This window comes from Bacillus sp. FSL K6-0138, assembly GCF_037982765.1.
Taxonomy (GTDB): domain Bacteria; phylum Bacillota; class Bacilli; order Bacillales; family Bacillaceae; genus Bacillus; species Bacillus glycinifermentans.
Map to the genome: position 1 here is coordinate 606,684 of NZ_CP150286.1, position 25,628 is coordinate 632,311.

General features: G+C 46.8%; 23 protein-coding genes, 3 pseudogenes and 1 riboswitch. Of the genes and pseudogenes, 17 read left to right on the forward strand and 9 right to left on the reverse strand.

Going from position 1 to position 25,628, the window contains the following annotated elements:
- Positions 1-39 precede the first annotated feature (39 nt).
- The gene (locus tag MHB78_RS03205; RefSeq protein ID WP_065894172.1) at positions 40-1,008 is read right to left on the reverse strand and encodes a YafY family protein; all 969 of its coding nucleotides are present in this window, start codon (positions 1,006-1,008) and stop codon (positions 40-42) included.
- 110 nt (positions 1,009-1,118) lie between these two features.
- Here MHB78_RS03205 and MHB78_RS03210 point away from each other — a divergent pair, with 110 nt between their 5' ends.
- Positions 1,119-1,952: an SDR family NAD(P)-dependent oxidoreductase gene (locus MHB78_RS03210; protein ID WP_065894175.1), complete on the forward strand. Its 834-nt coding sequence runs from the start codon at positions 1,119-1,121 to the stop codon at positions 1,950-1,952.
- A 61-nt stretch (positions 1,953-2,013) separates the two neighbouring features.
- Here the strand turns inward: MHB78_RS03210 and MHB78_RS03215 are convergent, their stop codons facing one another.
- The 5 genes from MHB78_RS03215 to aspA all read right to left on the reverse strand — a co-directional run bounded on the left by MHB78_RS03215 (position 2,014) and on the right by aspA (position 6,178).
- Positions 2,014-2,265: a hypothetical protein gene (locus tag MHB78_RS03215; RefSeq protein ID WP_046130247.1), complete on the reverse strand. Its 252-nt coding sequence runs from the start codon at positions 2,263-2,265 to the stop codon at positions 2,014-2,016.
- A gap of 69 nt (positions 2,266-2,334) precedes the next feature.
- Positions 2,335-2,889 carry a GNAT family protein gene (locus MHB78_RS03220; RefSeq protein ID WP_046130248.1) on the reverse strand — a complete coding sequence of 185 codons (555 nt, stop codon included), beginning with the start codon at positions 2,887-2,889 and terminating at the stop codon, positions 2,335-2,337.
- Between the two features lie 57 nt (positions 2,890-2,946).
- Positions 2,947-4,227, reverse strand: a complete 1,281-nt coding sequence (locus MHB78_RS03225) for an Nramp family divalent metal transporter (RefSeq protein WP_046130249.1) — start codon at positions 4,225-4,227, stop codon at positions 2,947-2,949.
- A 183-nt stretch (positions 4,228-4,410) separates the two neighbouring features.
- Positions 4,411-4,671, reverse strand: a complete 261-nt coding sequence (locus MHB78_RS03230; protein ID WP_046130250.1) for a GlsB/YeaQ/YmgE family stress response membrane protein — start codon at positions 4,669-4,671, stop codon at positions 4,411-4,413.
- 85 nt (positions 4,672-4,756) lie between these two features.
- A complete protein-coding gene (aspA, locus tag MHB78_RS03235) occupies positions 4,757-6,178 on the reverse strand; it encodes an aspartate ammonia-lyase (RefSeq protein ID WP_046130251.1) in 1,422 nt (473 codons plus the stop codon).
- A gap of 306 nt (positions 6,179-6,484) precedes the next feature.
- On the opposite strand from aspA, the pseudogene MHB78_RS03240 reads away from it, so the two are divergent.
- Positions 6,485-7,681: pseudogene (locus tag MHB78_RS03240) on the forward strand (macrolide family glycosyltransferase).
- Positions 7,682-7,709: 28 nt separating this feature from the next.
- Here the strand turns inward: MHB78_RS03240 and MHB78_RS03245 are convergent.
- Positions 7,710-8,156: a DUF2188 domain-containing protein gene (locus MHB78_RS03245; protein WP_046130252.1), complete on the reverse strand. Its 447-nt coding sequence runs from the start codon at positions 8,154-8,156 to the stop codon at positions 7,710-7,712.
- Between the two features lie 111 nt (positions 8,157-8,267).
- Between MHB78_RS03245 and MHB78_RS03250 the strand changes: the two genes are divergently transcribed.
- The 3 genes from MHB78_RS03250 (at position 8,268) to MHB78_RS03260 (ending at position 11,482) form a co-directional block, all read left to right on the forward strand.
- Positions 8,268-9,110 carry an EcsC family protein gene (locus tag MHB78_RS03250; RefSeq protein ID WP_046130253.1) on the forward strand — a complete coding sequence of 281 codons (843 nt, stop codon included), beginning with the start codon at positions 8,268-8,270 and terminating at the stop codon, positions 9,108-9,110.
- Between the two features lie 102 nt (positions 9,111-9,212).
- Positions 9,213-10,768 (forward strand): IS3 family transposase gene (locus MHB78_RS03255; RefSeq protein ID WP_231947364.1). Its coding sequence is split into 2 segments (ribosomal slippage): positions 9,213-9,870 and positions 9,870-10,768, totalling 1,557 coding nucleotides; the frame shifts between segments, so codons are not numbered across the junction.
- A gap of 135 nt (positions 10,769-10,903) precedes the next feature.
- Complete coding sequence (locus MHB78_RS03260; protein WP_065894176.1) at positions 10,904-11,482, forward strand: hypothetical protein; 579 nt, start codon at positions 10,904-10,906, stop codon at positions 11,480-11,482.
- Between the two features lie 28 nt (positions 11,483-11,510).
- On the opposite strand, the gene MHB78_RS03265 is transcribed toward MHB78_RS03260, so the two are convergent.
- Positions 11,511-12,782, reverse strand: a complete 1,272-nt coding sequence (locus MHB78_RS03265; protein WP_046133026.1) for a Na+/H+ antiporter NhaC family protein — start codon at positions 12,780-12,782, stop codon at positions 11,511-11,513.
- 111 nt (positions 12,783-12,893) lie between these two features.
- Between MHB78_RS03265 and MHB78_RS03270 the strand changes: the two are divergent.
- The 4 genes and pseudogenes from MHB78_RS03270 to MHB78_RS03285 form a co-directional block, all read left to right on the forward strand.
- Positions 12,894-13,211 (forward strand): annotated as a pseudogene (locus MHB78_RS03270) (cupin domain-containing protein); the annotation flags it as partial.
- A gap of 30 nt (positions 13,212-13,241) precedes the next feature.
- Positions 13,242-13,580, forward strand: a pseudogene (locus MHB78_RS03275) (DUF4937 domain-containing protein); the annotation flags it as partial.
- A gap of 106 nt (positions 13,581-13,686) precedes the next feature.
- Entirely contained in the window at positions 13,687-14,124 is a 438-nt protein-coding gene (gsiB, locus tag MHB78_RS03280; protein ID WP_065894177.1) for a glucose starvation-inducible protein GsiB, read from the forward strand.
- A 133-nt stretch (positions 14,125-14,257) separates the two neighbouring features.
- On the forward strand, positions 14,258-15,610 hold the full coding sequence (locus tag MHB78_RS03285; protein WP_046131917.1) for an IS1182 family transposase: 1,353 nt from the start codon (positions 14,258-14,260) through the stop codon (positions 15,608-15,610).
- A gap of 129 nt (positions 15,611-15,739) precedes the next feature.
- Here MHB78_RS03285 and MHB78_RS03290 read toward each other — a convergent pair whose 3' ends face one another.
- Complete coding sequence (locus MHB78_RS03290) at positions 15,740-16,810, reverse strand: TRAP transporter substrate-binding protein (RefSeq protein WP_046132217.1); 1,071 nt, start codon at positions 16,808-16,810, stop codon at positions 15,740-15,742.
- A gap of 93 nt (positions 16,811-16,903) precedes the next feature.
- On the opposite strand from MHB78_RS03290, the gene MHB78_RS03295 reads away from it, so the two are divergent.
- The 8 genes from MHB78_RS03295 to MHB78_RS03330 all read left to right on the forward strand — a co-directional run bounded on the left by MHB78_RS03295 (position 16,904) and on the right by MHB78_RS03330 (position 25,563).
- On the forward strand, positions 16,904-18,484 hold the full coding sequence (locus MHB78_RS03295) for a sensor histidine kinase (protein WP_046132216.1): 1,581 nt from the start codon (positions 16,904-16,906) through the stop codon (positions 18,482-18,484).
- A 14-nt stretch (positions 18,485-18,498) separates the two neighbouring features.
- The gene (locus MHB78_RS03300) at positions 18,499-19,188 is read left to right on the forward strand and encodes a response regulator (RefSeq protein WP_046132215.1); all 690 of its coding nucleotides are present in this window, start codon (positions 18,499-18,501) and stop codon (positions 19,186-19,188) included.
- Between the two features lie 121 nt (positions 19,189-19,309).
- Positions 19,310-20,584, forward strand: coding sequence for a C4-dicarboxylate transporter DctP (gene dctP / locus MHB78_RS03305; RefSeq protein ID WP_046132214.1), 1,275 nt, complete (start codon positions 19,310-19,312; stop codon positions 20,582-20,584).
- Positions 20,585-20,786: 202 nt separating this feature from the next.
- Positions 20,787-21,830: an AI-2E family transporter gene (locus tag MHB78_RS03310; RefSeq protein WP_046132213.1), complete on the forward strand. Its 1,044-nt coding sequence runs from the start codon at positions 20,787-20,789 to the stop codon at positions 21,828-21,830.
- A gap of 68 nt (positions 21,831-21,898) precedes the next feature.
- Positions 21,899-22,034: riboswitch (cyclic di-AMP (ydaO/yuaA leader) on the forward strand.
- A 77-nt stretch (positions 22,035-22,111) separates the two neighbouring features.
- Positions 22,112-23,356 (forward strand): dicarboxylate/amino acid:cation symporter, encoded by a 1,245-nt coding sequence (locus MHB78_RS03315; protein ID WP_046132212.1) that lies wholly within the window; start codon positions 22,112-22,114, stop codon positions 23,354-23,356.
- A gap of 73 nt (positions 23,357-23,429) precedes the next feature.
- Complete coding sequence (locus tag MHB78_RS03320) at positions 23,430-24,368, forward strand: ABC transporter ATP-binding protein (protein ID WP_046132211.1); 939 nt, start codon at positions 23,430-23,432, stop codon at positions 24,366-24,368.
- Positions 24,346-25,113 (forward strand): ABC transporter permease, encoded by a 768-nt coding sequence (locus MHB78_RS03325; protein ID WP_046132210.1) that lies wholly within the window; start codon positions 24,346-24,348, stop codon positions 25,111-25,113. The genes MHB78_RS03320 and MHB78_RS03325 overlap by 23 nt, the downstream gene beginning before the upstream one ends.
- Positions 25,114-25,224: 111 nt before the next feature.
- Entirely contained in the window at positions 25,225-25,563 is a 339-nt protein-coding gene (locus tag MHB78_RS03330; protein ID WP_046132209.1) for a hypothetical protein, read from the forward strand.
- Positions 25,564-25,628: the final 65 nt, after the last annotated feature.

Sequence of the window (25,628 nt, forward strand, 5' to 3'; positions counted from 1 at the left end):
TGAAAACATCACCTCTGTTCCAAAAGGGGGTGATGTTTTTCAATCGTACTCCCGTCTGTAAAAATCGACCGCAGCCTTTGCGGCTTTTAAAAGAGCTTGGCGCATTTCGCGGGGTTCCAGCACTTTGATCTGATCGGCAAACCCGAGCAAATACTCCAGCGCCTCTTTCTCTGCATTGAAGGAAAACGTAACCGGAATCCAGCCATCTTCCCCGGCAGCCTCTTTTTGGGCGATTTTTACGAATCGTCCCGTAAACATCAGTCTCGGAAAAATGGACGGTGCGGCTAATGCGCGCACTTCGTATGCCGGCAGATTGTCGATGAACGATTTCGTCGACGCTTCCCAATACTGTGCAAGATTGAAATCGTCAGGCCTTGTAAACGTTTCGTCAAGCGATTGTGCAGAGTGGATGCGTGAAGCTCTGTAGTTTCTGATGTTTTCGCCGTGTGATGCGATGAGATACCAGACATGCCCTTTCGCAGCCAAACCGAGCGGACACACAATCCGGGTGTTCGTTTTTCCGTCTGCCCGTTCATAGGTGATCCGGAGCTTGTTTTCCTTCCAGATGGCCTCTTGAAGAACGGCGAAAGCGGCGATTTTCTCTGTTTGGTTTCGCCAAGTGCTAGTATCAATGTGAATCCGGCGCCATACTTCTTTCGCCTGTTCCCTGTAAGCGGGAGGGAGGGAGGCCATTAATTTCGTCCGCGCTTCGCGCGAAGGCCTGGCGAGTCCCAAATCTTCCAGCAATTGCGTAGAAGGAGAAATGAAAAGCGAGCGGATTTCCTGTTCTTTTAAACCGGTCAGCTTCGTTTGATAGTCCTCCATCAGCCGCCATCCGCCATTTTTTCCGCGCTCCGCATAAACGGGGATTCCAGCACCGCTCAGCGCCTCCATATCCCTGTGAATCGTACGTTCCGATACTTCAAGCTGTTCAGCCAGCGCTTTCGCTGATATCCGCCCGTAGGACTGCAACAGCAAAACGATCGACATCAGCCGGTCTCCTCTCACTAAAGATCACCTTCTCATGTTTTATTTCTTTCATTAAATAAAACATGACAAAAGGTGTCAAGATTAAACGGATATACTGGGAATCAAACATCGAGAAAGGGATGAAATCAATGGAAAGTTTAAAAGGAAAAATTGCGCTTGTAACGGGAGCATCCAGGGGAGCGGGCCGGGCGATTGCCGAGGAATTGGGAAAGGCCGGGGCCACGGTATATGTCAGCGGACGAAGCGCGAAAGGAAACACGACAAATGGGTGGCCGGGCTCTGTCGATGATACCGTGTCGCAAATCAAAGCAGCAGGGGGAAAAGCGATTGGGGCGGTGTGCGACCATACGAATGATCAAGAAACGAAGCATCTCATCGACAGAATCAGGACTGAACAAGGGCGCCTCGATATCCTCGTCAACAACGTATGGGGCGGTAATGAGCGGAAAATTGAATCAAAGCCTTTTTGGGAGCAGCCTCCGGGGCACTGGGACAATATGTTTACAGCCGGTGTCCGCGCCCAGCTCATGACCAATTATTATGCAATTCCGCTGTTTCGCCTGAATGGTGCGGGCGTGATCATTCATACAACGTTTTGGGACAGGGACAAGTATATCGGGAATTTTTACTATGACTTGGCTAAGAATGCACTGAACCGGATGGCGTACGGTCTCTCTTCAGAACTTAAGCGGGACGGCATCGCCGTTTTGGGGCTGTCCCCGGGTTTTATGAGAACGGAGCTTGTCCTTCGGGAGTTTCATACAGATGAGGCGCACTGGCACGAAATCGAGGAATTAAAGCGGACGGAAACGCCTTATTATGTCGGGCGGGCCGCCGTCTGTCTGGCCGGCGACCCGAATATTTTAGAGAAAAGCGGCAAAGTGCTGAGAGCCGGCGATTTGGCGGAAGAGTACGATTTTACGGATATAGACGGCAGAAGAATCCCGCCGTTTGAACTGTAACATCAAAAAAGCCTGCTTCCGCAACGCTCGGAAGTCAGGCTTATATTTATGACGGATTGGATCATTTCTTCTTCTTCATCCCCGCGGCCATGAACGGAAGAACCGTTCCGAACAGCATCGTGCCGCCGAAAAAATTGCCGAGATAAGGCTGTCCGATCAAGTAGCAGACGGCAAATACGAGGGCGGCCAGGCCGATCATCGTGTAAGCCGGATAAAATCTTTTTTGAAAGCTTGTCTTTTGGGTGATAACAAAAAAGATTAATCCGACAATAAGCGGAATGATCCATAGATAAAACAATAGTAAAATTTTCATAGCCAAAAACTCCATATTTTTTGATATCTATCATACCAGATTGAGGCGGAAAATGCGTGTGACAAATCCTTAACTCTTTCTTTGGGCGGCATATTCTTCACGCAGAAGCCCGTAGACGATATGGTCGGCAAAATGGTCGTGAAGCCACTCGCATTGTCTGAGGCAGCCTTCTTTCGTAAAGCCGAGTCTTTCAGGGATGGCCCGGCTTTTGACATTTTTTACAGCCGCCCTGATTTCGATCCGGTTTAATTCATACTCGTTGAACAGCTGATCGATCAGCGCGCGGCATGCATCCGTCATAATGCCTTTCCCCTGAAACGGTTCCCCGAGCCAGTAGCCGATAGAAGTCGTCCGGTTAATCCAGTTGATATAGTGGAGACCGATGATGCCGGCAAACTCGCCTTGATACCAGATCCCCGCCTGAAACCCGTTGTTTGCCGCTTGCTGCTTCATGCTTTCTTCAATAAAGGCTTCGCTGTCTTCGAGCTTCTTCGCCCCGTCGACCCAAAACAGCCATTTTCTTAAATGATTTTTCGATTGCTGGATAAGCATGTAGACAGCGCGGGCATCCTTCGGTTCAAGCAATTTTAAATACAAGTCATCATGAACAGTAAGTGTGAACATCCAGAATCCTCCTTTTTCAACAGTATAATATAAAAAAGCCGACATACGTCAGCTTTTTTAACCAAATAATGTATCAAATATAAGGAAGATGTTCAGCGAGACGATAAGCGCCGTGATGATCCAGGATACGGCCGTCACCCACTTCGCGTTTTTCAAGCTTCCCATTATCCGCCCGCTGCTTGTAAATAAAATGAGCGGAATGAGGGCAAATGCGATGCCGAAAGACAGGACGACCTGGCTTAGGACGAGAGCGGTCGTCGGATTGACGCCTGATGCGATGATCGCGATAGGCGGCAGAATCGTAACGAATCGTCTGACATAAAGCGGAATCCTGAAATTGATAAAGCCCTGCATGATAATATCCCCTGACAGCGTTCCGACAGAAGAGCTTGACAAGCCCGCAATCAAAAGCCCGACGCCGAACAGTACGGCGGATAGGGGGCTGACCATGCTGCTGAAATGATGAAAAGCTACATCCAGGTCTTCTACGAAAATGCCGTTTTTGAAGAACAGGGCAGCGGCGACGATCAGCATGCTGGCGTTGATCGCTCCGGCAATGAGCATTGCGATTAATATATCAATGAATTCAAAGCGAAAAATCTTTTTCTTTTCCGCTTCTGTTTTGCCTACCACTCTTCGCTGCGTGAGAGCGGAGTGAAGGTAAATCGCATGGGGCATAACCGTCGCTCCCAGGATTCCTGCCGCCAGAAGAATGCTGTCTGCCCCGTGAAAGCGGGGGATGAGCATACCTTGAAGCACCGCCGCCGGATCAGGCTTTGCAAAAAATGTCTGAAGCGCAAAAGCGATCACGACGATAAACAGCATTCCCGTAATTGCCGCTTCCAGCGGGCGGAAACCGCGTCTTTGCAACTCCAAAATCGCAAACGATCCCACAGCTGCGATGAGGGAAGCTTCAAGAAGCGGAATGCCGAACAACAGGTAGAGCCCAAGCGCGGCCCCGATGAATTCGGCCAGATCGGTCGCGATGACGACGAGCTCTCCTTGAATCCACAGGCCGACAGAAACCGGTTTTGGAAACTCTTCTCTTGCGACTTCAGGCAGGTTTTTCCCCGTAGCAATCCCGAGCTTGGCGGATAATGATTGGATGAGAAGCGCCATGATATTTGAAAAAAGAATAACCCATAAAAGCAAATACCCGTACTTGGAACCGGCGGCGATATTCGTGGCAAAGTTCCCGGGATCAATATAGGCGATTGCCGCTATGAAAGCGGGGCCCAAAAAGGGAAGCAGCCTTTTAAAGCCTCTGCTTTTTCCGTCTAATGCGTCTTGAGCTTCTTTTGATATTTGAGTGTGTCTGGACATGTCATTACTGACCATCTGATTCACCTAGATTCTCTGTTGTTTTTCCTTGTGCACAAAAGTTTCCTTAGTGCAAAATGTAATTTAATCATATGCCTGCCATCATAAAATGTCAACCGTTTGATTTTATAGTGTATGCAGGAAGTGTTTCATGCAAACAAAAACCAGCATCGTTTTGACACGATGCTGGCGTGTGGCCGCTTATGCTTCAGATCCCATTCTTCCGCGGAAGATCAAGCTTAATATAAAGACGAGAATCGCGGCTCCGATAATAGCCGGAATGATGGCGAAGCCCGCAATATCCGGCCCCCATGTGCCAAACAGCCCGTGGCCGATCCAGGCGCCGATAAAACCGACGACCATCGAGCCGATGATGCCTCCAGGAGCGCCGTTTCCTCCGATGGCTCCCCCGATCAGTCCGATCACAATGGCAACGACGATAGAAACGAGAAATCCTAACATTGTCTTTTCCTCCTCTTTCAAATGATTTGTATTATGTGTTTAGCCTCCTTGGGAGTTACATAAACATTTGAAAGCGCATCGGGTGCTAATCTTCGAGCAATGAAGCGCCTGCGATGCCTGGGTGGGTCATCTCGTAAGGATCGAGAATCAAGTCAAGCTCTTCTTCTGTCAATACGCCGTGCAGCAGGCAGAGTTCGCGGACTGATCTGCCTGTGGCGATCGCTTCTTTCGCAATCCGCGCGGCGGCCTCATAGCCGAGATGGGGATTGACCGCCGTAATGACGCCGACGCTTTTTTCGACGAATTCTTTCAGCCTGATCTCATTCGCTTTAATCCCCTTGACGCAATAGTCGGTGAATACGCGGAAGCCGTTGTTCATGATCTTGATCGATTGCAGCAGATTGAAGACAAGGACAGGCTCCATGACGTTTAACTCGAGCTGGCCGGCTTCTGATGCAAGGCAGATCGTATGATCATTGCCGATGACCTGGAACGCGATCTGATTCATTACCTCTGGCATCACCGGATTGACTTTGCCGGGCATGATAGAAGATCCGGGCTGGCGGGGAGGGAGCCTGATCTCGGCAAGGCCTGCCCTTGGTCCTGATGCCATCAGCCGAAGATCATTGGCGATCTTCGACATGTTCATCATTCCTACCTTTAAGGCGGCGGAGACTTCTGTGTAAGCATCCGTATTTTGGGTGGCGTCGACAAGATGATCTGCGCCGGTCAGCTCGTATCCGCTGATCTCAGACAAATGTTTGACGACGTTTTTAATATATCGCGGGTCAGCGTTCAGACCCGTTCCCACCGCCGTCGCACCCATATTGACTTCATACAGGTGGTGCCGGGATTGCTTAATCCGCTCGATGTCCCGCTCGATCACGCGCGAATACGCTTCAAATTCCTGTCCGAGACGGATCGGGACGGCGTCTTGAAGATGGGTCCGTCCCATTTTGATGACGGAATCGAATTCGGCCGCTTTTTTTCGGAAGGCATCCAGCATATCCCCCATTGTCGCCAGCAGTTTTTTCAAATGGTTCAAGGTTGCCAGGTGTATGGCGGTCGGAAATACGTCATTCGTCGATTGAGCCATGTTGACGTGTGTATTCGGGCTCAAATGGAAATAATCGCCTTTTTCTTTTCCCAACAGCTCCAATCCCCTGTTCGCGATAACTTCGTTTGTATTCATATTCATCGACGTTCCGGCCCCGCCCTGAATGGGATCGACGATGAAATGATCATGCCAGAGGCCGTCGACGATTTCTCCGGCCGCTTGAACGATCACCTCGCCAAGGCCTTTGTACAGCCGCTTAATTTCCATATTGGAAAGAGCTGCCGCTTTTTTCACCATCGCCAATGCTTTAATCAGCTCTTCGTCGATTTGGTAGCCGGTAATCGGAAAGTTCTCAACGGCCCTCATCGTCTGTACGCCGTAATAAGCGTCAGACGGGACTTCTTTTTCGCCTAAAAAATCTTTTTCGATCCGGGTTGTTTTCTCTTCCATGTGTCAGACCCTCCGTCATGTGTTTCTTATCCTGTAGTGTGTCACGATTCACCCGGTTTTAGTTTTTGAACGAAAAAAAAGTAAAATCGGCTTGGAAACGGCATCTGTCAAGAAATAAAAAGCCCTTTTTTCTTAATCATATCCGCTCATTTGCATGCCGCAGGATTTTTAAGGAAACATATGCAAAGAGAAAATAAATAGTAAAATAGTTATGTTGATTTATTATTAACTTAATTAAATACTTTACGATCCCGCTTTTTTGTAGTAAAGTCCTTTATAAATTTTTCAAACGAAAGGAAGATCACGATGGGAAAAGCGCTGATGATCAACTTCCCGGGCGAAGGCCACATCAACCCCTCTTTAGGTGTGACAAAGGAGCTTCAAAGCAGGGGAGAGACGATCGTTTATTATGCTGTCGAAGAATACGCGGAAAAAATCAAAAAAACAGGGGCTGAAGTCCGTTTGTACCCGGACTTCAGAGAAACGTTATCCTTCGGAAAAAACATGACAGGCGATGAAAACAGGGACTACGCCGAAATGATGTACAACATGGCGAAAAAGGCGAGCGGCATCGTTGACCTTATATATGAAGAAGTCCGCCATGAAACGTACGACTATGTTATTTTTGACCATCACTTTTTGGCAGGGAAAATCGTTGCGGAGATGCTCGGTCTTCCGGGCATTTCATTGTGCACGACGTTTGCGATTAATAAAGACATGAGCAGGTCGTTTAAAGACAGGCAGGGTGATTTAGAAAGCTCGCCTTATTTTGAAAAATTCAAAGAGATGATGGCGGAGTTAAACGCAAGGTATCCGATCAGCCTTGACGATCCGTTCGATGTTTTCCTTTGTCCGGGGGATATCACGATCGTCTTCACTTCAAGAGAATTTCAGCCGCAGGCGGATAAATTTGGAGACGATTATTTGTTTGTGGGACCGTCCGTTACCAGCCGGCAGGAGTTTGCCGATTTTCCGTTCGCCGAACTGGAAGGCGAAAAGGTCATCGTCATTTCAATGGGGACGATTTTTAATCGCCAACAAGAGGTGTACAATATGTGCATTGAAGCCTTAAAAGATTTTGACGGCAAAGTGGTGATGTCAATCGGCAAATATACGGACCCGGCCGATCTTGACCAGATCCCCGGACACTTTATCGTAAGGCCGTATATACCGTAGCTGGAACTATTGAAAATCGCCGATTTATTCGTCACGCACGGAGGAATGAACAGCACAAATGAAGGGCTCTACTTTGACACGCCGCTTATCGTCATTCCGATGGGGGGAGATCAATTTCTTGTCGCCTCTCAGGTCGAAAAGGCAGGAGCCGGACTGAAGCTTGACAAAAAAGAGCTGTCCTCAAGCGTATTGCGGCAAAAAATCAAAGAGATCATCAATAACAGTTCCTATGCTGCAAGAGCTGCGGACATCGGCCGGTCACTAAGGGACGCCGGCGGTTACAAACGGGCGGCGGACGCCATTTTCGGCCTCGTCCGCCAAAACTGAGACGCTCCAATACCGGAGCGTCATTTTTTTAGTTCATCCGTATCTTTTTTTGAACGCTGCCGTCCTTTTGATGGACGATGACGGAGCTTCCCTTGTTCCGGGCGATTTCCTTTGCCCGTTTAACCGCCGCAGCTTTTGTCTCCTTTACATCGCTTGCGCGTTTTGCATCCTCTGCCTTTACGGCCCAGCCTTTTTCATGCTTTACGACATGCTCGCGCTTTTCGGCCAGCTGGGGGCGCTGGTTTGAATCTCCCTCATCCCGCGTTGTTTCGCGGCCGTTTTCCAAAAACGCGTTGATCTCGCGTTCGCTTCTGTTTTCGGCCCACTCTTTCGCTTGGCTCGTCGCGATCGGAATCGCGCGGCCTTCGTCATAGCCTTCGTCAATCATCGCGTTTGCTATTTCGATCGCTTTTTTTCTGACCGGCTTGTCCAGATTTTTCAGTGAAGCAGGATAGTCCTCCATTGTCCAAGGCATCCTTTTCACACCCCCTTTTTCGCTATTGGTTTTGTCATACCCGTTTCATGCGGTTAAAAAAACGGCGTTTCATTGTATACTATAAAAAACGGTAAGGAGGACAGACGTCCTATGCATAATGAACAGTCGGATTTAGAGGCCCAGCTGAAAGACATTGAAAAATGGGAAAAAGAGCAGCAAAAAGTGTGGTTTTGGGAAAGGATCGGCCGGATTCCGTTTAAAGTGCTGGACAAGCTTACGCCGGCGTTTATCCAGGATAAAATCGGCCTTTTGCTTGATGAAATCGGAGGCTTTATTCAAAACGGAGGCCGATATTTAACATCTGAAAAGCATTTGATTCGAAAGTTTCAAAAAGAACTGCCGGACGAATCGATTCAAACGATTGACGATATTAAAAAAGCTCCGATCTCCGTCATGGACCATATTTGCGAAGAACTGGGGAAGAACAGGGCCAACACGGCGGCCGTTCAAGGAGCAACGACGGGCGTCGGCGGTTTGTTTACCCTTGCCATCGATATTCCGGCCATTCTCGGCCTTTCGCTGAAAACATTGCAGGATATTGCGGTATCATACGGATACGATCCGAAAGATAAAACAGAGCGGATGTTCATTATCAAATGCCTGCAGCTAAGTGCAGCGGACATCGTCGGAAAAAAAGCGATCATCGGGGAGCTCAGCCAATACCACAAGCAGCCCGGCGCACGCCAAAACATGATTTCGCAGATTCAGGGATGGCGGGAAGTCGTTTATACATACCGCGATTCTTTCGGGTGGAAAAAACTGTTTCAAATGGTGCCCGTGGCCGGCATTTTGTTTGGCGCTGTCACAAACCGTTCGATGATAAGCGGAGTAGCGGAAGCGGGAATGATGATGTATAAGAAGCGGAGAATATTGGAGCGGCTTGAGGATATGAAGAATGATCCGGAGACATCAGATCCCGCCGATGAGAGATAACGGCAACATCGTTCTGACCAAAAAGACCTGTGATTCTGATATGCTCCCCTAAAGGTAGACAGATGAAATAAAAAAATCTGTTTGCCTTGGGGGAGTTTTTTCATGGCTGGAAAATGGTTTTCAAAAGAAGAAAAATTGAATATTCTATCAGAATGTGATCAGGGCAATAATTCGGTGAAGGAGATCGCAGAAAAATATGGCATTCATGCCGAAACGATTCGTGAATGGAGAACATCGCATGATATGGCGGGTGTGGAGAGTTTGGAACGTTCAAAGCGCCATAAGTTCTATCCCGCAGAATTAAAATACAATGCCGTGAAAGACTTCTTATCCGGACGCTACTCTCAAAGAGAAATCTCGAGAAAATATAAGATTTCCAGTAAATCCGTACTCATGAAGTGGGTTGAGCTTTATAATGGTCATAAAACGTTAAAAGACAGCGGGAGAGGAAGGAATCGTTTGATGACCAAACGGAAGAACGTTTCATTGGAAGAACGGATTGAGATTGCGAAGGATTGTCTAGCTCATGGAAAGGACTACGCCAGATCAATGGAGATTCATCAAGTCTCCTACCAACAGGTGTATCAATGGGTGAAAAAGTATCAAGAAGGCGGAGAAGAGGCCTTAAAAGACAACCGAGGGAAACGCAAAACCGAAGAAGAATTGACACCTGAAGAAAAAATTCAACGGGAAAACAAACGGCTGGAACAGGAAAATGAGCGTTTGCGCGCAGAGAATGCGTTCTTAAAAAAGTTGGAAGAGATCAAAAGGAGGCGGTTCTAAGTCAGGTTCGGTACGAAGATCGATATCTCGCCATTTTAGAGCTGAATCGAAAAGAAGGCTTTTCTGTCCAAATGTTATGTGAGATTGCCGAAGTTTCGCGCCAGGGGTATTACAAATGGAGGAGCCGAGTACCTTCAGCGAGAGAAAAACAGAATGAAAAGATTATCGCCAAAATGGCGCTACTTCACGAACAAATTGGCGGTATCTACGGATACCGCAGAATGACCTTAAACATGAACCGCCGCTTTAAAGAGCGCCTCAATCATAAGCGCATCTATCGGCTGATGAAAATTGCCAAGCTGGAGTGTGTCATTCGGCGGAAGAAAAAACGTTACGGCAAAGCGACGCCTCAACATGTGTCCGAAAATATCCTGAATCGAGAGTTTAAAGCGGACAAACCAAATCAAAAATGGGTGACTGATGTGACAGAGCTAAAATACGGCCATCGGAAAGCGTACCTCAGTGCCATTTTAGATCTTCATGAGGGAATGGTCGTGTCTTATGTGCTGGGGAAATCCAATAATAACGCCCTTGTGTTTAAAACCTTGAACCAAGCGCTTGAGGCAGCCCCAAACGCACGTCCTCTCCTTCACAGCGACAGAGGTTTTCAATACACGTCCCACCAGTTTAGAAGGATGATTGAAAACGCAAATATGACACAGAGTATGTCCCGCGTCGGCCGCTGTATTGATAACGGCCCCATTGAGTCGTTTTGGGGGAAATTAAAATGCGAGAAATACAGACGGAATTCGTACGAGACATTTGAGGCACTTCAAAGCGCAATTGATGAATATATCCACTTTTACAACCACGATCGTCTACAAGAAAAACTAAACGGCCTCAGCCCAGTGGAATACAGGGCTAAAGCCGTCTAGTGTGTTTTAGTTATTTCCACTGTCTACTTGACAGGGTGCAGATCATTCTTCGCGGGTTTTTTATATTCATGTTTATTCCGATTGCCCTATATGACAGCCGGGTTATAAAATGATAAGGGGAAGGAGGGGAAATTTGTGAAAAAAATCGTGTCTTTCGCTTTGCCGGCTGTGTTTTTGGTCATGGCAGCGGGATGCAGCAGTCATTCGGCGACTTCGACATCATCAGAACATACAGGTGCTAAAACAAATTCTTCTGAAACAAATTCTTCTGAAACAAATTCTTCTAATACCGATCAAAAACAGAATGCTTCAACAGGCGATTCAAATTCGGGGGATCATCAGACAATAACAAACAGCGATGATCAAAGCTCCTCAACATCATCAGCAAACGGCAGCGGCGATCAGAAATCGCCGGCATCATCAAAAAAGAACAGAGATACGGACTCAGATGATCAAAAATCGAGCTCCTCACAATCCAATCGCACTGACATTACTTCCGGAAGTTCTGCAATTGAGCACTTAAAAAGTAAATTAAAAATGGAAAACCAGGATGATATCGTATTTGATGATATGGGGGGAGATTTGGAGACGGACGGCAATGGTTCTTTCTATACAGTTGAATTAACATCAAAGTCATTACGGAAAAACGGCGGCAGCGGGACAGTTGGATTATACAAAGTCTATCAAGATGGTACATACAAAGAAAAAAAATGAAGCCCTCATACTTGAGGGCTTATGCTCGTCAGCTTTTCCGTTCCGTAAATCTTGGTAAACCGAATATAATCGCACAGATCCCGCAAACGCCGATTAAAATCGGATAATAGGAATAAGGAAGGACGCTGATCGGCGATATTTTCGCAATCTGCGCCGCTGACAAGAGCTGGGCGCCATACGGAATCAGCCCTTGAACCGCGCATGAGAAAATATCAAGGATGCTCGCCGACTTACGACGATCAATACCGTATTGATCTGACAAATCTTTGGCAAGAGGACCGGATGTGATAATTGCGATCGTGTTGTTGGCCGTGGCCAGGTTTGTGGCGCTGACAATCCCGGCAATTCCGGCTTCCGCGCCTTTTTTCGACCGAATCCGGCGGGACACGAAGCCAAGCAGGAAGGCGATTCCGCCGTTTCGCTTCATCATTTCCGCCATTCCGCCGATCAAAAGGGATAAGATAATCAGCTCGGACATGCCGCTGATTCCTTCGGTGACGGCTGTCAAATAGGTGTGTACGGTCAGACTGCCGTCGGCGATTCCGATGATTCCGGCCAAAACGATTCCGGCGAGGATGACGGCCATCACGTTAAACCCGAGAAGCGCAAAAATCAGCACACAGAGATACGGAAGCACCTTCACCAAGCTGTATGATTCTGACTGAACCCCGGGATGGCCTCCCGAAGTGAAGATCATAAATAGGATAATCGTGATAACGGCGGCGGGCAGGATGATCAGAAAATTCGTTTTGAACTTGTCGGTCATTTTCGTTTTTTGCGTGCGGACTGCCGCGATTGTCGTGTCAGATATAAAGGACAAGTTATCGCCGAACATCGCTCCCCCGACGACAGCAGCCGCCGTGAGCGAGGCGGAAATCCCGATTTCTCCGCTTATCCCTGCGCCGATCGGAGCAAGAGCCGCTATCGTTCCCATCGAAGTCCCCAGGGAAATCGAAATGAAAGCGGCGATGACAAACAGACCCGCGACCATGAACTGCCCAGGAATGAAAGACAGCGCCAGATGCACGGTCGAATCGACCGCTCCCATCGCTTTCGTCGCCGAAGAAAAAGCCCCGGCTAAAATGAAGATCATAATCATGATCATAATATCGGGGTGCCCCGCCCCTTTTGCGAACCGCTCCATCTTTTGGTTCAGCGTCTCTTTTCGGTTCATCGCGAGTGAAAAAACCGCTGCGATCAGGGCGGCGCAAACGACGGTGATAAGCCCTGATCCTACGAATAAACAGACAAATAAGAAGAGCGGCAAAAGCCCGTAGGCTTTTCCGTTTTGTGTTTGCATCATTCGATAAACTCCTTTTTTCATCAATATTCAACACTTTAAAAGGCGAATGCACAAAAGTCAAATGGTAAAATAAGTTGAAAAGAATGTCAAATTCGAAAGGTGAAACAGATGAACAAAATGAATTTTTCCTCTTTGACGAAGGGGATGGAGGAAAAATATTCCAATTTCATCGTTTCGGAGGTGAACGACCACTGCTTGCGGATCGCGGTCTTGGAGGGCGAGTACATGTGGCATTTCCACCCCGATTCAGATGAGCTGTTTATCGTATTGGAGGGGGAGCTTCTCATCGACTTTAAGGACTGCGGCACAGAGGTGCTGCAGCCGAACGATACGCTGCTCATTCCGAAAGGCGTGATTCACCGGACCCGCGCAAACGCAAGGACCGTCAATCTGTGTATGGAACAAACGAGTGCGGAAACCGTGATGTTTAACGAAGGAAATGTGCTGAAGCTGATTTGCTGCAAAACAGATGAACTGCATAAACAGCCGTTCAGCGAAGCGCAGGCGAAATGGAGCCCGCTTCAAAACGCAAAAGGCTTCATCAGGCAATGGGGCGGCTTTCGGCAGTCTGAAGACGGATGGGAGGCCGTGATCATGGCGCTGTGGGAGTCGAAACACGATTATTTGAATTTTATGGAGCATGACCATGATGCGATCTTTGCAAAAACGAATCAGACGGGCATGTTTCATGCAATCGAAGTTACGCTCATCGAAGGCGCCGCAGAGATCAATCAGGCATTGAAAAGCAATTGCACGGTACCTGAACCTGGATGGACGGTCGACGGCAGGTCGTGAACGAGCCAGAATATTCTCCGGCTCTCCGTCCGAATGTGCTATTTTTGTTTACTCTTTTTCAGATGTGGAATGTATAAACCAAACACTTCAAAAGGAGGAATTCAAAATGGCAAACAACAATGATCACAAAATGAGCCGCGAGGAAGCAGGCCGAAAAGGTGGAGAAGCAACAAGCAAAAACCACGATAAAGAATTCTACCAGGAGATCGGTGAAAAAGGCGGAGAAGCAACAAGCAAAAACCACGATAAAGAATTCTACCAGGAGATCGGTGAAAAAGGCGGAGAAGCAACAAGCAAAAACCACGATAAGGAATTCTACCAGGAGATCGGCCAAAAAGGCGGGGAAGCAACAAGCAAAAACCATGGCAAAGAGTTCTACCAGGAGATCGGCCGAAAAGGCGGAGAGAAAACAAGCGAAACCCATGATAAAGAGTTTTACCAGGAAATTGGTGAAAAAGGCGGGGAAGCGACAAGCAAAAACCATGATAAAGATTTTTACCGGGAGATCGGTGAAAAAGGCGGACGCCAAAGAAGAAGCGGTTGACAAGAAAAAGAGAAGGACTCGAGTCCTTCTCAGGCTGTCGAGAAAATCGACAGCCTTTTTCATTTTTCCCTTAAATTATCCATTTCACCATTTTATAATAAAGAAAAGCCTTCTAAAAGGACGGTGTCTGTTCATGTTCTACACAAGGAATTCTTCCCAGAACGAAGCTGAATTTGTATTGCTTGATCAGCTTGTTGAAGAGGATCACCTGCTTCGTAAAATTGACAAGTACATCGATTTCTCTTTTATCATTGAAAAGGTTAAACCTTACTACAGCGAAAATAAAGGCCGCCCCTCACTTGATCCGTTGATTTTATTCAAAATGATGTTTATCGGATACCTTTACGGTATCCGTTCAGAAAGACAGCTCGAAAAAGAAATTTACTATAATATGGCTTACCGATGGTTTTTAGGGTTAAACATCAACGATCCAGTTCCTCACCATTCAACCATCAGTTGGAATAGACGTACACGCTTTAAAGATACGACCATTTTTCAAGACATTTTCGATGAGATCGTTCTTCAGGCCATTAATCATGATATGGTAGGAGGCCGTGTCCTTTTCACAGATTCAACTCACCTCAAAGCCAATGCCAATAAGCATAAATATACGCGAAAAACGATTGAGCAGGATACACAAAACTATATAAAGGACTTGGATAAAGCCGTCCAAGAAGATCGGGAAGCACGCGGAAAAAAGCCTTTAAAAGCCAAAGAGGAGGTGAAAACTAAAAAGGAAATTCGTCATAGTACAACTGATCCCGAAAGCGGCTATCTTTACCGTGAAAACAAACCTGAAGGTTTTTTCTATTTAGATCACCGAACAACGGATATGAAATTCAATATCATCACCGATGCCTATGTAACGCCCGGTAATGTCCATGATTCTGCGCCTTATCTCGATCGATTAGACCACCAAATCGCACGATTTGGTTTTCAAGTTGAAGCCGTCGCTCTTGATTCTGGCTATCTGACAACTCCAATCTGTAAAGGACTGTCCGACCGTCGAATTTTTGGCGTTATTGCTCATAGACGCTTTCATCCTACAAAAGGTTTGTTTCCGAAGTGGAAGTTTCATTATGACCGTGAAAAAAATCAGTACATTTGTCCGAACGGACAAACACTCTTATACTCAACAACAGATCGAAAAGGCAACAGATTTTATAAGTCCAACCCTGAAAAGTGTGTCTCATGCCCTCTGCTTGAAAACTGTACAAGATCGAAAAACCACCAGAAGGTCGTCTCAAGACACATATGGGAGGACCATAAAGAAAAGGTCAGGCAAAATCGTTTGTCCGACTCCGGAAAAATCCTCTACAAAAAAAGAAAAGAAAAAATAGAGCGGAGCTTTGCAGATTCAAAACAGCTGCATGGGCTTCGCTACTGCCGGTTGAGGGGAAAACAAAATGTGAGCGAACAAGTTCTCCTCACCGCCGCTTGCCAGAATATGAAGAAGATTGCCACACACTTAGCCAAGCTTGGCTAAGTGTGTGGGAGGGCTTTTTCCTTTTATAAAGATTAAAAAATGAACAAGAAATTTTATGAAATAAAAAAGCTTGTAGGAAAAAACATGTTTTTCTCTACAAGCTGAGAAGGACTCGAGTCCTTCTCTTTTTTACTGCCCGTTTGACGTGAAGTGTTTTTTCTGTAAGTCTCTTACCTGTTGAATCAGGTGTTCCCCGATGATCGGCTTGTATTGATCGTAGACGGGATCGAGCCGCTTCATCCATGCTTTTCGCTCCTCATCCGTTAACTCATGGATGAGGATGGGCGAATGCTTCCTGATTTGTTGAAGCTGATCTTTGTTCATCTCGGCGGCGTGCTTTTCATTCCATTCGGTCGTCTCCTTCATCGCCTCTGATAAAATCCGCTTCGTCTCCTTTGGCAGGCTGTTCCACCATGTCTGATCCGTCATGACGGCATAGCCGAGGTATCCGTGATTGCTTATTGTCATATAGTTTTGGACATTATAAAATTTTTTAGAATAGATGTTTGAAATCGTGTTTTCTTCTCCGTCGACTTTTTTCGATTCGAGAAGCTGAAAGGTGGAATTGAAGGAATCCTGCCGGCCTTTCGCCTGAAGCAGCTTAAACTGATCCTCGATGACATCGCTCTGCATGATGCGCAAAGTTTGGCCTTTCAGGTCATCCGGGTTTTTGACCGGGCCTTTGTTGGAGGTAATCTGCTTAAAGCCGTTTGTCCAATAGGCAAGGCCTTTGATCCGGTCTTTTTCCAGCGATGCAAACAGCTGTTCTCCGATTTTCCCGTGCAGGCCTTCTCTCACTGCATCATAATCCGCAAAGGCGTAAGGCAGATCCAAAACAAACCAATCGGGTGAAAGCATGCCGAGCTTTGATGTCGAAGGCGCGATAAACTGAACATCGCCTTCTTTTAAGGCTTTGATTTCTTCAATATCGGAATAGAGGCTTCCGTTTGGAAAAACCTCAATTTTTATTTTTCCATCTGATTTTTCATTAACCAATTGGGCGAACTTTTTTGCGGCGAGCCCTTTCGGCGTATTTTCCGCAACGACATGGCTGAACTTGAACACAACCAGCTCTTTCAGCCCCTCCTGCTCATCGTCGTATATGCGGTCACGGCTGGGGAAATTGTCATGAAAGCCTATATATAAAGCGGTTGCAATACCGAACACAAGCATACTTAAAAATGCAAGCAAGCTTTTCATTTAAAACCTCCTCTTTCTAAAGTCCGCTATGATAAGCATACTGTTTCAGGTGACGGCTCGTAAAGATGAAGGTTTTCCATGAAGGAGGAAAAAATGAAAATCAATCGGATATCGATCCGCTGGAAAATTACGATTTTATCGTATTTGGTTGTGATTTTCTCCTTGATTATCGGCGGCATCGTCTTAATCGGAAACATTCAGCAGACGGAAGAACGCGAATTGAAAAAAAGGCTGATGAACACGGCGAGAACGGTCGCAGAGCTCTCTGACGTCAAGAGTGCTTTGGAGCATTCTGTTCCCCGTTCTCTCAACGATGTTGTTGAAGATATACGGATCATTAATGAAGCGGATTATATCGTTGTCATGGACATGAACCATATCCGCTATTCGCATCCCGTCTCAGGGGCGATCGGGAAGCGATCATTGGGAGAAGATGAGGAAGCGGCGTTTGCCGAGCATATTTATTTCTCTGAAGCGGAGGGCGAGCTTGGTCCTGCCGTTCGCGCGTTTTATCCGGTCAAGGATGAAAACCTGAACCAGATCGGCGTCGTGCTCGTCGGCAGGACATTGCCGGGCATTGCCGATATCTTAGCAGATTTAAAGAAAGATATTTTGGCCGTCGTCTTTTTGACGTTGATTTTTGGGCTTGTCGGCTCGTTTTTATTGGCCAGGCATATCAAAAAGCAAATGTTCAAGATGGAGCCCCATGAGATCGTCAGAATGCTTGAGGAACGGACGGCCACCTTCCATTCGATCAATGAAGGCGTCATCGCGATTGACAATCAATACATCATTACGATTTTTAACGAAAAGGCAAAACGGATTTTCAATGTGAGAGGAGACGTCGTCGGACGGCTGATCTTCGATGTATTAGCAGATACGCGGCTTCCTGAGATCGTTGATCAAAACCGGCCCGTTTACAATGAGGAAATTCAGGTCAGCGGAAAAGTGATCATGAGCAGCCGGATTCCGATCGTCATGAAGAAAAAGGTGATCGGTGCCGTCGCGATTTTTCAGGACCGGACAGAAGCTGCGAAACTTGCCGAAGAGCTGACAGGCGTGAAAAACTTTATCGATGCGCTGAGGGTGCAAAATCACGAGCATATGAACAAGCTTCACACTATCGCCGGCCTGATTCAATTGGGAAAAGCGGATCAGGCGCTTGATTTGGCTTTTCAGGCGACGACGGAACAGGAACATGCATCGCGTTTTTTAAACAAAGCGATTCAAAACGACGCGGCGGCAGGCCTGCTGTTAAGCAAAATCACGAGGGGAAAAGAGCTCGGCATCAGCGTCAACATCGATGCCAACAGCAGCCTCCGCCGCTTTCCAAAGAAAATCGACCAGCATGATATCGTCGTACTGCTCGGAAATTTAATCGAGAATGCCTTCGCTTCCTTTGAATCTGTTTCAAGGGAAGAGAAACGGATCGATATCAGCATTGAACAGTCTGAGGACGTGCTGGCGATTTTAATAGAAGACAACGGCTGCGGAATGGAAGAAGCATATCTTCCCCGTATTTATGAAAAGGGATTTACAATGAATAAAGAGGACGGAACGGGGTACGGACTTTACTTAGTGAAGCAAATCGTCGACAAAGGGATGGGACAGATCGACGCAGCATCATACCCGGGGCAGGGAACATCGTTTTCAATTTTGATTCCAATGGAATAAAGGGGGGGACCAATATGACGGCTAAAGATGTCATTCGTGTTTTGCTGATCGAGGATGATCCGATGGTTCAGGAGGTAAATAAAGAGTTTATCTCAGGCGTCAGCGGTTTTGAAGTTGCGGCTCTGGCGGGAAACGGCGAAGAAGGGATCAGGCTGATCAAAGAGGTGCGGCCGGATCTCGTGATTTTGGATGTATATATGCCGAAAAAGGACGGGATCAAAACGCTGCAGGAGATCAGGAAGCAAAAACTGGAGACGGATTGCATCGTCGTCACGGCGGCAAAGGATAAAGAAACGATCGCCCTTATGCTGCAAAACGGAGCGGTCGACTACATTTTAAAGCCATTTAAAATGGAAAGAATCAGGAAGTCTTTGGAAAAATACAAACTATTTAAGCAAAAGCTTCATGAGACGGAGACATTTTCGCAGGAAAAGCTTGATGCGATGCTGAATATCAGCGGCGAAAGGGAGCCGGTCAAAGAGCTGCCAAAAGGGCTGAATATGTTCACACTGAAGGAAATAATGGCATATATGAATCGGCAGACAGAGCCGAACTCCGCTGAAGAGGTCGCAAACGCGCTCGGCATCGCAAGGGTGACGGCGAGACGGTACTTGGACTTTTTGGAAAAAGAAGGGAGGGTTAAGCTGGATATCCAATATGGCGGCATAGGCCGTCCTGTCAACCGCTATATCGCAACATATTAAATCCGTGACCAAAAAGACCAAAATGTCCGATATGACCATAATCTTCTCTCATTCAGTTGAAAGCGCTACCATTATGGTAAGAAAGTCTTAAGCAGCTTTCAACGAAACGGGGGATGAGAACATGAAGCTGTCAAAACTGTTGAAAAACTTGACGTTTCAAGTCATCACCGCGGTTTTGCTAGGGGTATTGGTCGGCGTCCTGTGGCCTGACGCCGGGAAACAAATGAAACCGCTTGGTGATACATTTATCAATGCCGTGAAGATGGTCATTGCACCGATCATTTTCTTCACGATTGTCCTCGGCATTGCCAAAATGGGGGATATGAAAAAGGTCGGCAAAGTCGGAGGGAAGGCATTCATTTATTTTGAAGTGGTGACAACGCTTGCGCTCATTGTCGGGCTCTTTGTCGTCAACCTCATTAAACCGGGGGCCGGCCTTGATTACAGCAAGCTTGAAAAAGGGGATGTCTCGCAATACACCCAAAACGGCGGCCAGGGCATAGACTGGGTGGAATTCGTCACGCACATCGTGCCGTCAAATATGGTCGACGCTTTTGCAAAAGGGGATATTCTGCAAGTGCTATTTTTCTCCATTCTTTTCGGAACCGGCCTTGCTGCATTGGGGAAAAAAGGGCAGAGCATCATCGATTTTTTTGATAAATTATCACAGGTTTTCTTCAAAATTATCGGCTATATTATGAGGGCTGCCCCGATCGGTGCATTCGGCGCCATTGCCTATACAATCGGACATTTCGGGCTCGCATCCATGCAGCCGCTGGCAAAGCTGATGCTGTCCGTTTACTTGACGATGTTTATATTCGTGTTTGTCGTATTGAACATTATTTGCAGAATGTACGGTTTTAGTTTATGGAATTATTTGCGCTTTATTAAAGACGAGCTGCTGATCGTTCTCGGCACAAGCTCCTCTGAATCCGTGCTTCCGCGAATGATGGATAAGATGGAGCGCTACGGCTGCTCGAAGTCGGTGGTCGGCCTCGTCATTCCGACGGGCTACTCCTTTAACCTTGACGGCACTTCCATCTATTTATCGATGGCCGTTGTCTTCCTTGCGCAAGTATTTGGCATCGATTTATCGATCGGCCAGCAGATTACGATCATTCTCGTCTTGATGCTGACGTCAAAAGGAGCTGCGGGCGTGACCGGAAGCGGATTTATCGTACTGGCGTCAACCCTTTCCGCCCTTCAGGTCATTCCGCTTGAAGGCCTGGCACTCCTGCTCGGGGTCGATCGCTTTATGAGCGAAGGAAGGGCGATCGTCAATCTGATCGGAAATGGAATCGCGACTATCGTGGTAGCAAAAAGCGAGAAAGAATTCGATGAAGAAAAAAGCATGGAAGCCGTATCTCAGATGAAAAAGATGAAGACTGCCGTTTAAGAAAAGGGGCGCCGGAGAACCGGCGCCTTTCGCATTCAAAAAACGTTTTGAAAAATAAAATTTTTTAAGATTTATTTAAGCCGCAGAAAGAGATTTCTGCGCTTTTTTGTTATATAATTTACAGATGATACATCATCTTATAAATATACAGCGTGAATATGCTAAAAGTTAAGGACTAAAGTACTGGTGGGAGTGTGCACGAATGGCAGCGTTGATTAAATTTTTTCAGCATCCTGGGGTCAGGCGCTTTTTTGTTTTTGTTGTTTTAGCGGGGATCTTATACTTTTTCCGCAGCATGATGAATTTGATACTGCTCACATTTATTTTTACGTTTTTAATGAATCGTTTGGAAAATGTGATCAGAAGTTTTTTAAACCGTTTTATCAAAGTCAGCCAAAGGCTGATTATATCCTGTTTATACGCTGCGCTTGTCCTTGGTCTTTCGATCGGCGGGGCGGTGTACTATCCCGTTATCGTCAAGCAGATTCAGCAGCTGATTAAACAGGGCAAATATATCGCTTCTCATCCAGACAGCATTCCTTTTCTCGATATGGTCACCGGCATGTTCGGGGATATCAACCTGACATCATATTTGGAAAAAGGGCTTAACTTTATCTATACATATATCACGGACATCGGCACATTCAGCATCCAGGTGATTATGTCCTTAATTCTCAGTATGTTTTTCTTGATAGAAAAAGATAAAGTCATGAAATTGATGGATAAATTCAAAACGAGCAAAGTCGCTGTTTTTTATGAGGAGATTGCGTTTTTCGGAAAGAAGTTTACGCGAACGTTCGGCAAGGTGCTTGAAGCTCAGTTCATCATCGCTTCCGTGAACTGCGCGTTAACGACCATTGCCCTCGGAATCATGGGTTTTCCTCAGCTTTTCGGCCTTGCGGTCATGGTATTTTTCCTCGGATTGGTTCCTGTCGCCGGCGTTGTGATTTCTCTTATTCCTTTAAGTTTCATAGCCTACAGTATCGGAGGAATGGCATACATCGTCTCCTTAGTGCTCGTCATCTTGATCGTTCATGCGATTGAAACATACTTCCTCAATCCGAAATTGATGTCAGCCAAGACCGAACTGCCGATATTCTTCACGTTTATCGTGCTGATTTTTTCCGAGCATTTCATGGGCATTTGGGGCCTGATTATCGGGATTCCGATTTTTGTGTTCCTGCTTGATGTTCTCGATGTGACAAACCAGGACGAAAAGCAGGCCGTGAAGCCTAAGGATAAGTAATAAATTGTAAAACGAAATAGGTTATTTACATATTTCGAATTATCAGGTATAAATGTAATATAACGAAATAACGCCACGCGTTTAATCCTTTAGTAGGGGTGGGGGACCCGATCTTTTGGGGTGAATTTTTCCGTTTTAGCGGAAAAACGGACATCTCTTCGTCCGAACCCGTCAGCTAACCCCATCGACGTGAAGAGAGCCATGTGGAACCAAACGGAATTGTAAAAGTCCATGGGAGACCTCTCTCATGGGCTTTTTTGTTCAGAAAGGGGAGGATTTTATTGAAGTTGGCAACGAAAATTATCATTGGTTTGATCCTTGGTGCTGTCGTCGGCATTGTGCTGAACGTTACGTCGCCGGACCTGTTCTCGAAGCTTAACACGTTTGTATTCGGGCCGCTTGGGACCATTTTCTTAAACCTCATTAAGATGCTGGTCGTCCCGATTGTATTCTTTTCTCTGACTTTAGGGGTAGCCGGTCTTGGAGATCCGAAAAAACTCGGCAGAATCGGTGCGAAAACGATCGCGTACTTTTTATCGACAACAGCGGTCGCCATCATCATCGGACTTATTTTGGCTTTGATCATTAAGCCCGGTGAAATCGGAAGCTACGATACGAGCTCCGCGCAATATAAGGCCGAGGAAGCACCGAGCATTGCGGATACGCTGTTGAACATCATTCCGACGAATCCGGTTCAGGCGATGGCTGAGGGAAATATGCTGCAGATCATCGCTTTCTCGATCCTGGTCGGACTCGGCATTACGATGCTCGGGAAAAAAGCCGACGCTCTCCTAAAAGTGGTTGAGCAAGGCAACGAATTGATGATGTATCTCGTCAACCTTGTGATGAAATTCGCGCCGTACGGGACGTTCGGTTTGATCGCGACGGCAATCGGCAGCCAGGGATGGAACGCGATCAAAGCGATGGGACTGTACATGATCGTTGTCATATTGGCGCTTGTTATACACACGATCGTCACTTACGGTTCGACGATTGCATTATTTGCAAAGCGGAATCCAATTACATTTTTTAAGGACTTCTCAGAAGTGATGATCGTAGCGTTCAGTACGTCAAGCAGCAATGCGACGCTTCCAGTTTCTATGGATGTGGCTCAAAGAAAACTGAAAGTGCCGGAGCCGATCAGCAGTTTCGTTCAGCCGCTCGGAGCGACGATCAATATGGATGGGACGGCGATCATGCAAGGGGTAGCGACGATCTTTATCGCCCAGGTCTACGGAGTCGAACTGACGATTCCGCAGCTGTTAATGGTCGTTTTAACAGCCGTGCTGGCCAGCATCGGAACGGCGGGAGTCCCGGGTGTCGGCCTGATCATGTTGGCGATGGTGCTTCAATCTGTAAACCTTCCTGTCGCCGGAATTGCCTTAATTTTGGGAATTGACCGACTTTTGGATATGGTCAGAACGGCCGTCAACACGACGGGAGATGCTGCATGCGCCGTCATTGTCACCGAGACCGAGAAAAAGCACGGCAATATCGAAGCGCCGCATCCGGAAGTGTCTGTGTAACACGGTGAAAAATGCTATAATCAAACAGTGCCTTTTGGCACTGTTTATTTTTGGTACTAAAGGAGGGGCCTCCATGACACCTGTTTTACATATAGAAGGCGTCGATAAGATCATTGACGGCAAGACGATCCTGAAAAACATCAATCTCGAGGCGGACAAGGGGGAAATCATCGGCCTGCTTGGTCCGAACGGTTCCGGAAAAACGACCCTTATCAAATTGATGACCGGTTTGATCAAACAGAGCAGCGGGTCGATCATCATTAACGGTTTTCCGATTGACCGCCAATTCGAAAAGGCGATTCAGGCCGTGGGTGCGATCGTGGAAAACCCGGAATTTTATCCGTACCTCACAGGCTATGAAAATCTCATACATTATGCAAATATGCACAAAGATATCGCTCAGGAGCGGCTCGATGAGGTGGTCGAACGCGTCGGCCTTGGAGATGCAATCGATGATAAAGTCAAAACATACTCGCTCGGCATGAGGCAGCGCCTCGGGATTGCCCAGGCGATCCTACACCGTCCGAAGCTGCTGATATTGGACGAACCGACAAACGGTCTCGATCCTGCGGGAATGAAAGATTTCCGCGGCCACCTTCGCGAGCTGGCCAAAGAGGAAGGAACCGTCATCTTGTTTGCAACGCACTTGTTGAAGGAAGTCGAAGATTTGTGTGATCGGGTCGTCATCCTTCAAAATGGAAGAGTCAAATCGACAGTCACCTTACATGGCGCAGAAGAAAAGCTTGAAAAAGCGCTTTTGGAAGTGGAGCCTGAGGAGAAAGCACTTCAATGGCTGAAAGGGAACGGCTATGAAGCCTGGAAGGAAAAAGGACTCATAGCCGTTAAAGTCGAGAAAAGGAAAATTCTGGATTTAAATAAACAGCTTGTCATGAACGATATCGATGTATATTCGATTGCTCCGTTTAAGCAGTCGCTGGAGGATGAATACATGACGTTAACGGCCGCCATGGAAGAGGAGGGGGATTTTGATGTACAGACTCATCAAAAATGAGCATGTCAAGCTGCTGAAGCGAAGGGTGACGTTTGTGTCGCTGGTGCTGATCGCTGCGTTTCAATTTCTGTTTGCGCTGGTAACGAAACGGATATTGGCGGGCGCAGGCGCTGAAGACCATTTCATCGGCTATTTTTCCTTTGCGCCGAACCTCAACATACTCCTGCAGGGGCTTTCGGTTGCGGTGGCAGCTTCGATTATTTCATTTGAATACGACAAAAAGACGATCAAATTTCTGCTGATCCGACCGGTCAGCAGGGAAAAAATCCTCATTTCTAAATTTTTGACAAGTGTCCTTGCAAGCATTTGGCTCTTTGTCGTCTATTACGGCTTTTCGCTGCTTTACGGACTCGTCTTTTTCGGCATAAAGCTTGATCCTGCGGCAAAGCCGTTATTTCTCAATACGTTGCAAATCATCGGTTCACAGTGGCTTGAGGTTTTTATGATGGTCTCCTTTGCGTTTTTATGCTCTGCCTTGTTCAGAAGCAGCGCGCTCAGCATCATGGTTTCGATCGTCGTGCTGTACGGGGCCAAAGCGCTTGTCACGATCATGGCGTATTTGCAAAATCCGTGGGGTAAATTTTTGCTGTTTGCCAACACCGATTTCACGCAATACGGCGAACACGCAAAAACTGTTTTTGCAGGAATGACACCGCTGTTTTCGGTCTTTATCATCATCATTCATTTTGTGTTTTTTATCGTTGTGGCCTGGTGGAGCTTCTGCAAGCGGGATGTGAAAATATAAGATTTTTGTCAAATATGTGACGGCGGACATGACATTTTTGTGAAAAATGTCGCGTCTACAGTTTAATTTTCCTATTTTCCTTATAATAAGGAAATAGGAGTTGAACAGACGATGCGAAAATTCATTACAGCATTACCGATAATTCTGTTGCTGTCATTTTCATTTGTCACGTTTGCTTTTCATTTTGACCACCTTGTCTATTTTAGGCTTGCACTCGGATTGTTTTCGCTTGCAGGTTTGTTGATGTTGTATAAATTAAAAAACGGCGTCCGCTTTTTTATCGGCTATCTGTATGCAAGCTGGATCGCGCTTGCCGGCATCGCCGCTTATGAAGAACCGCTATTCTCCGACTTTTTCTTCGGCGGTCTCGTCATCACGATGGGGTACTTGACATACATGCTGATATATCTCGGAATGAAGATGGACGGACGCGGCGGTCAAACCGCATAAACAGAAAAGTGCGCCTCGCCCTTGAGAGCGTGCTTTTTTGCTGTCTGGCGGTTATCGGTTGCAAG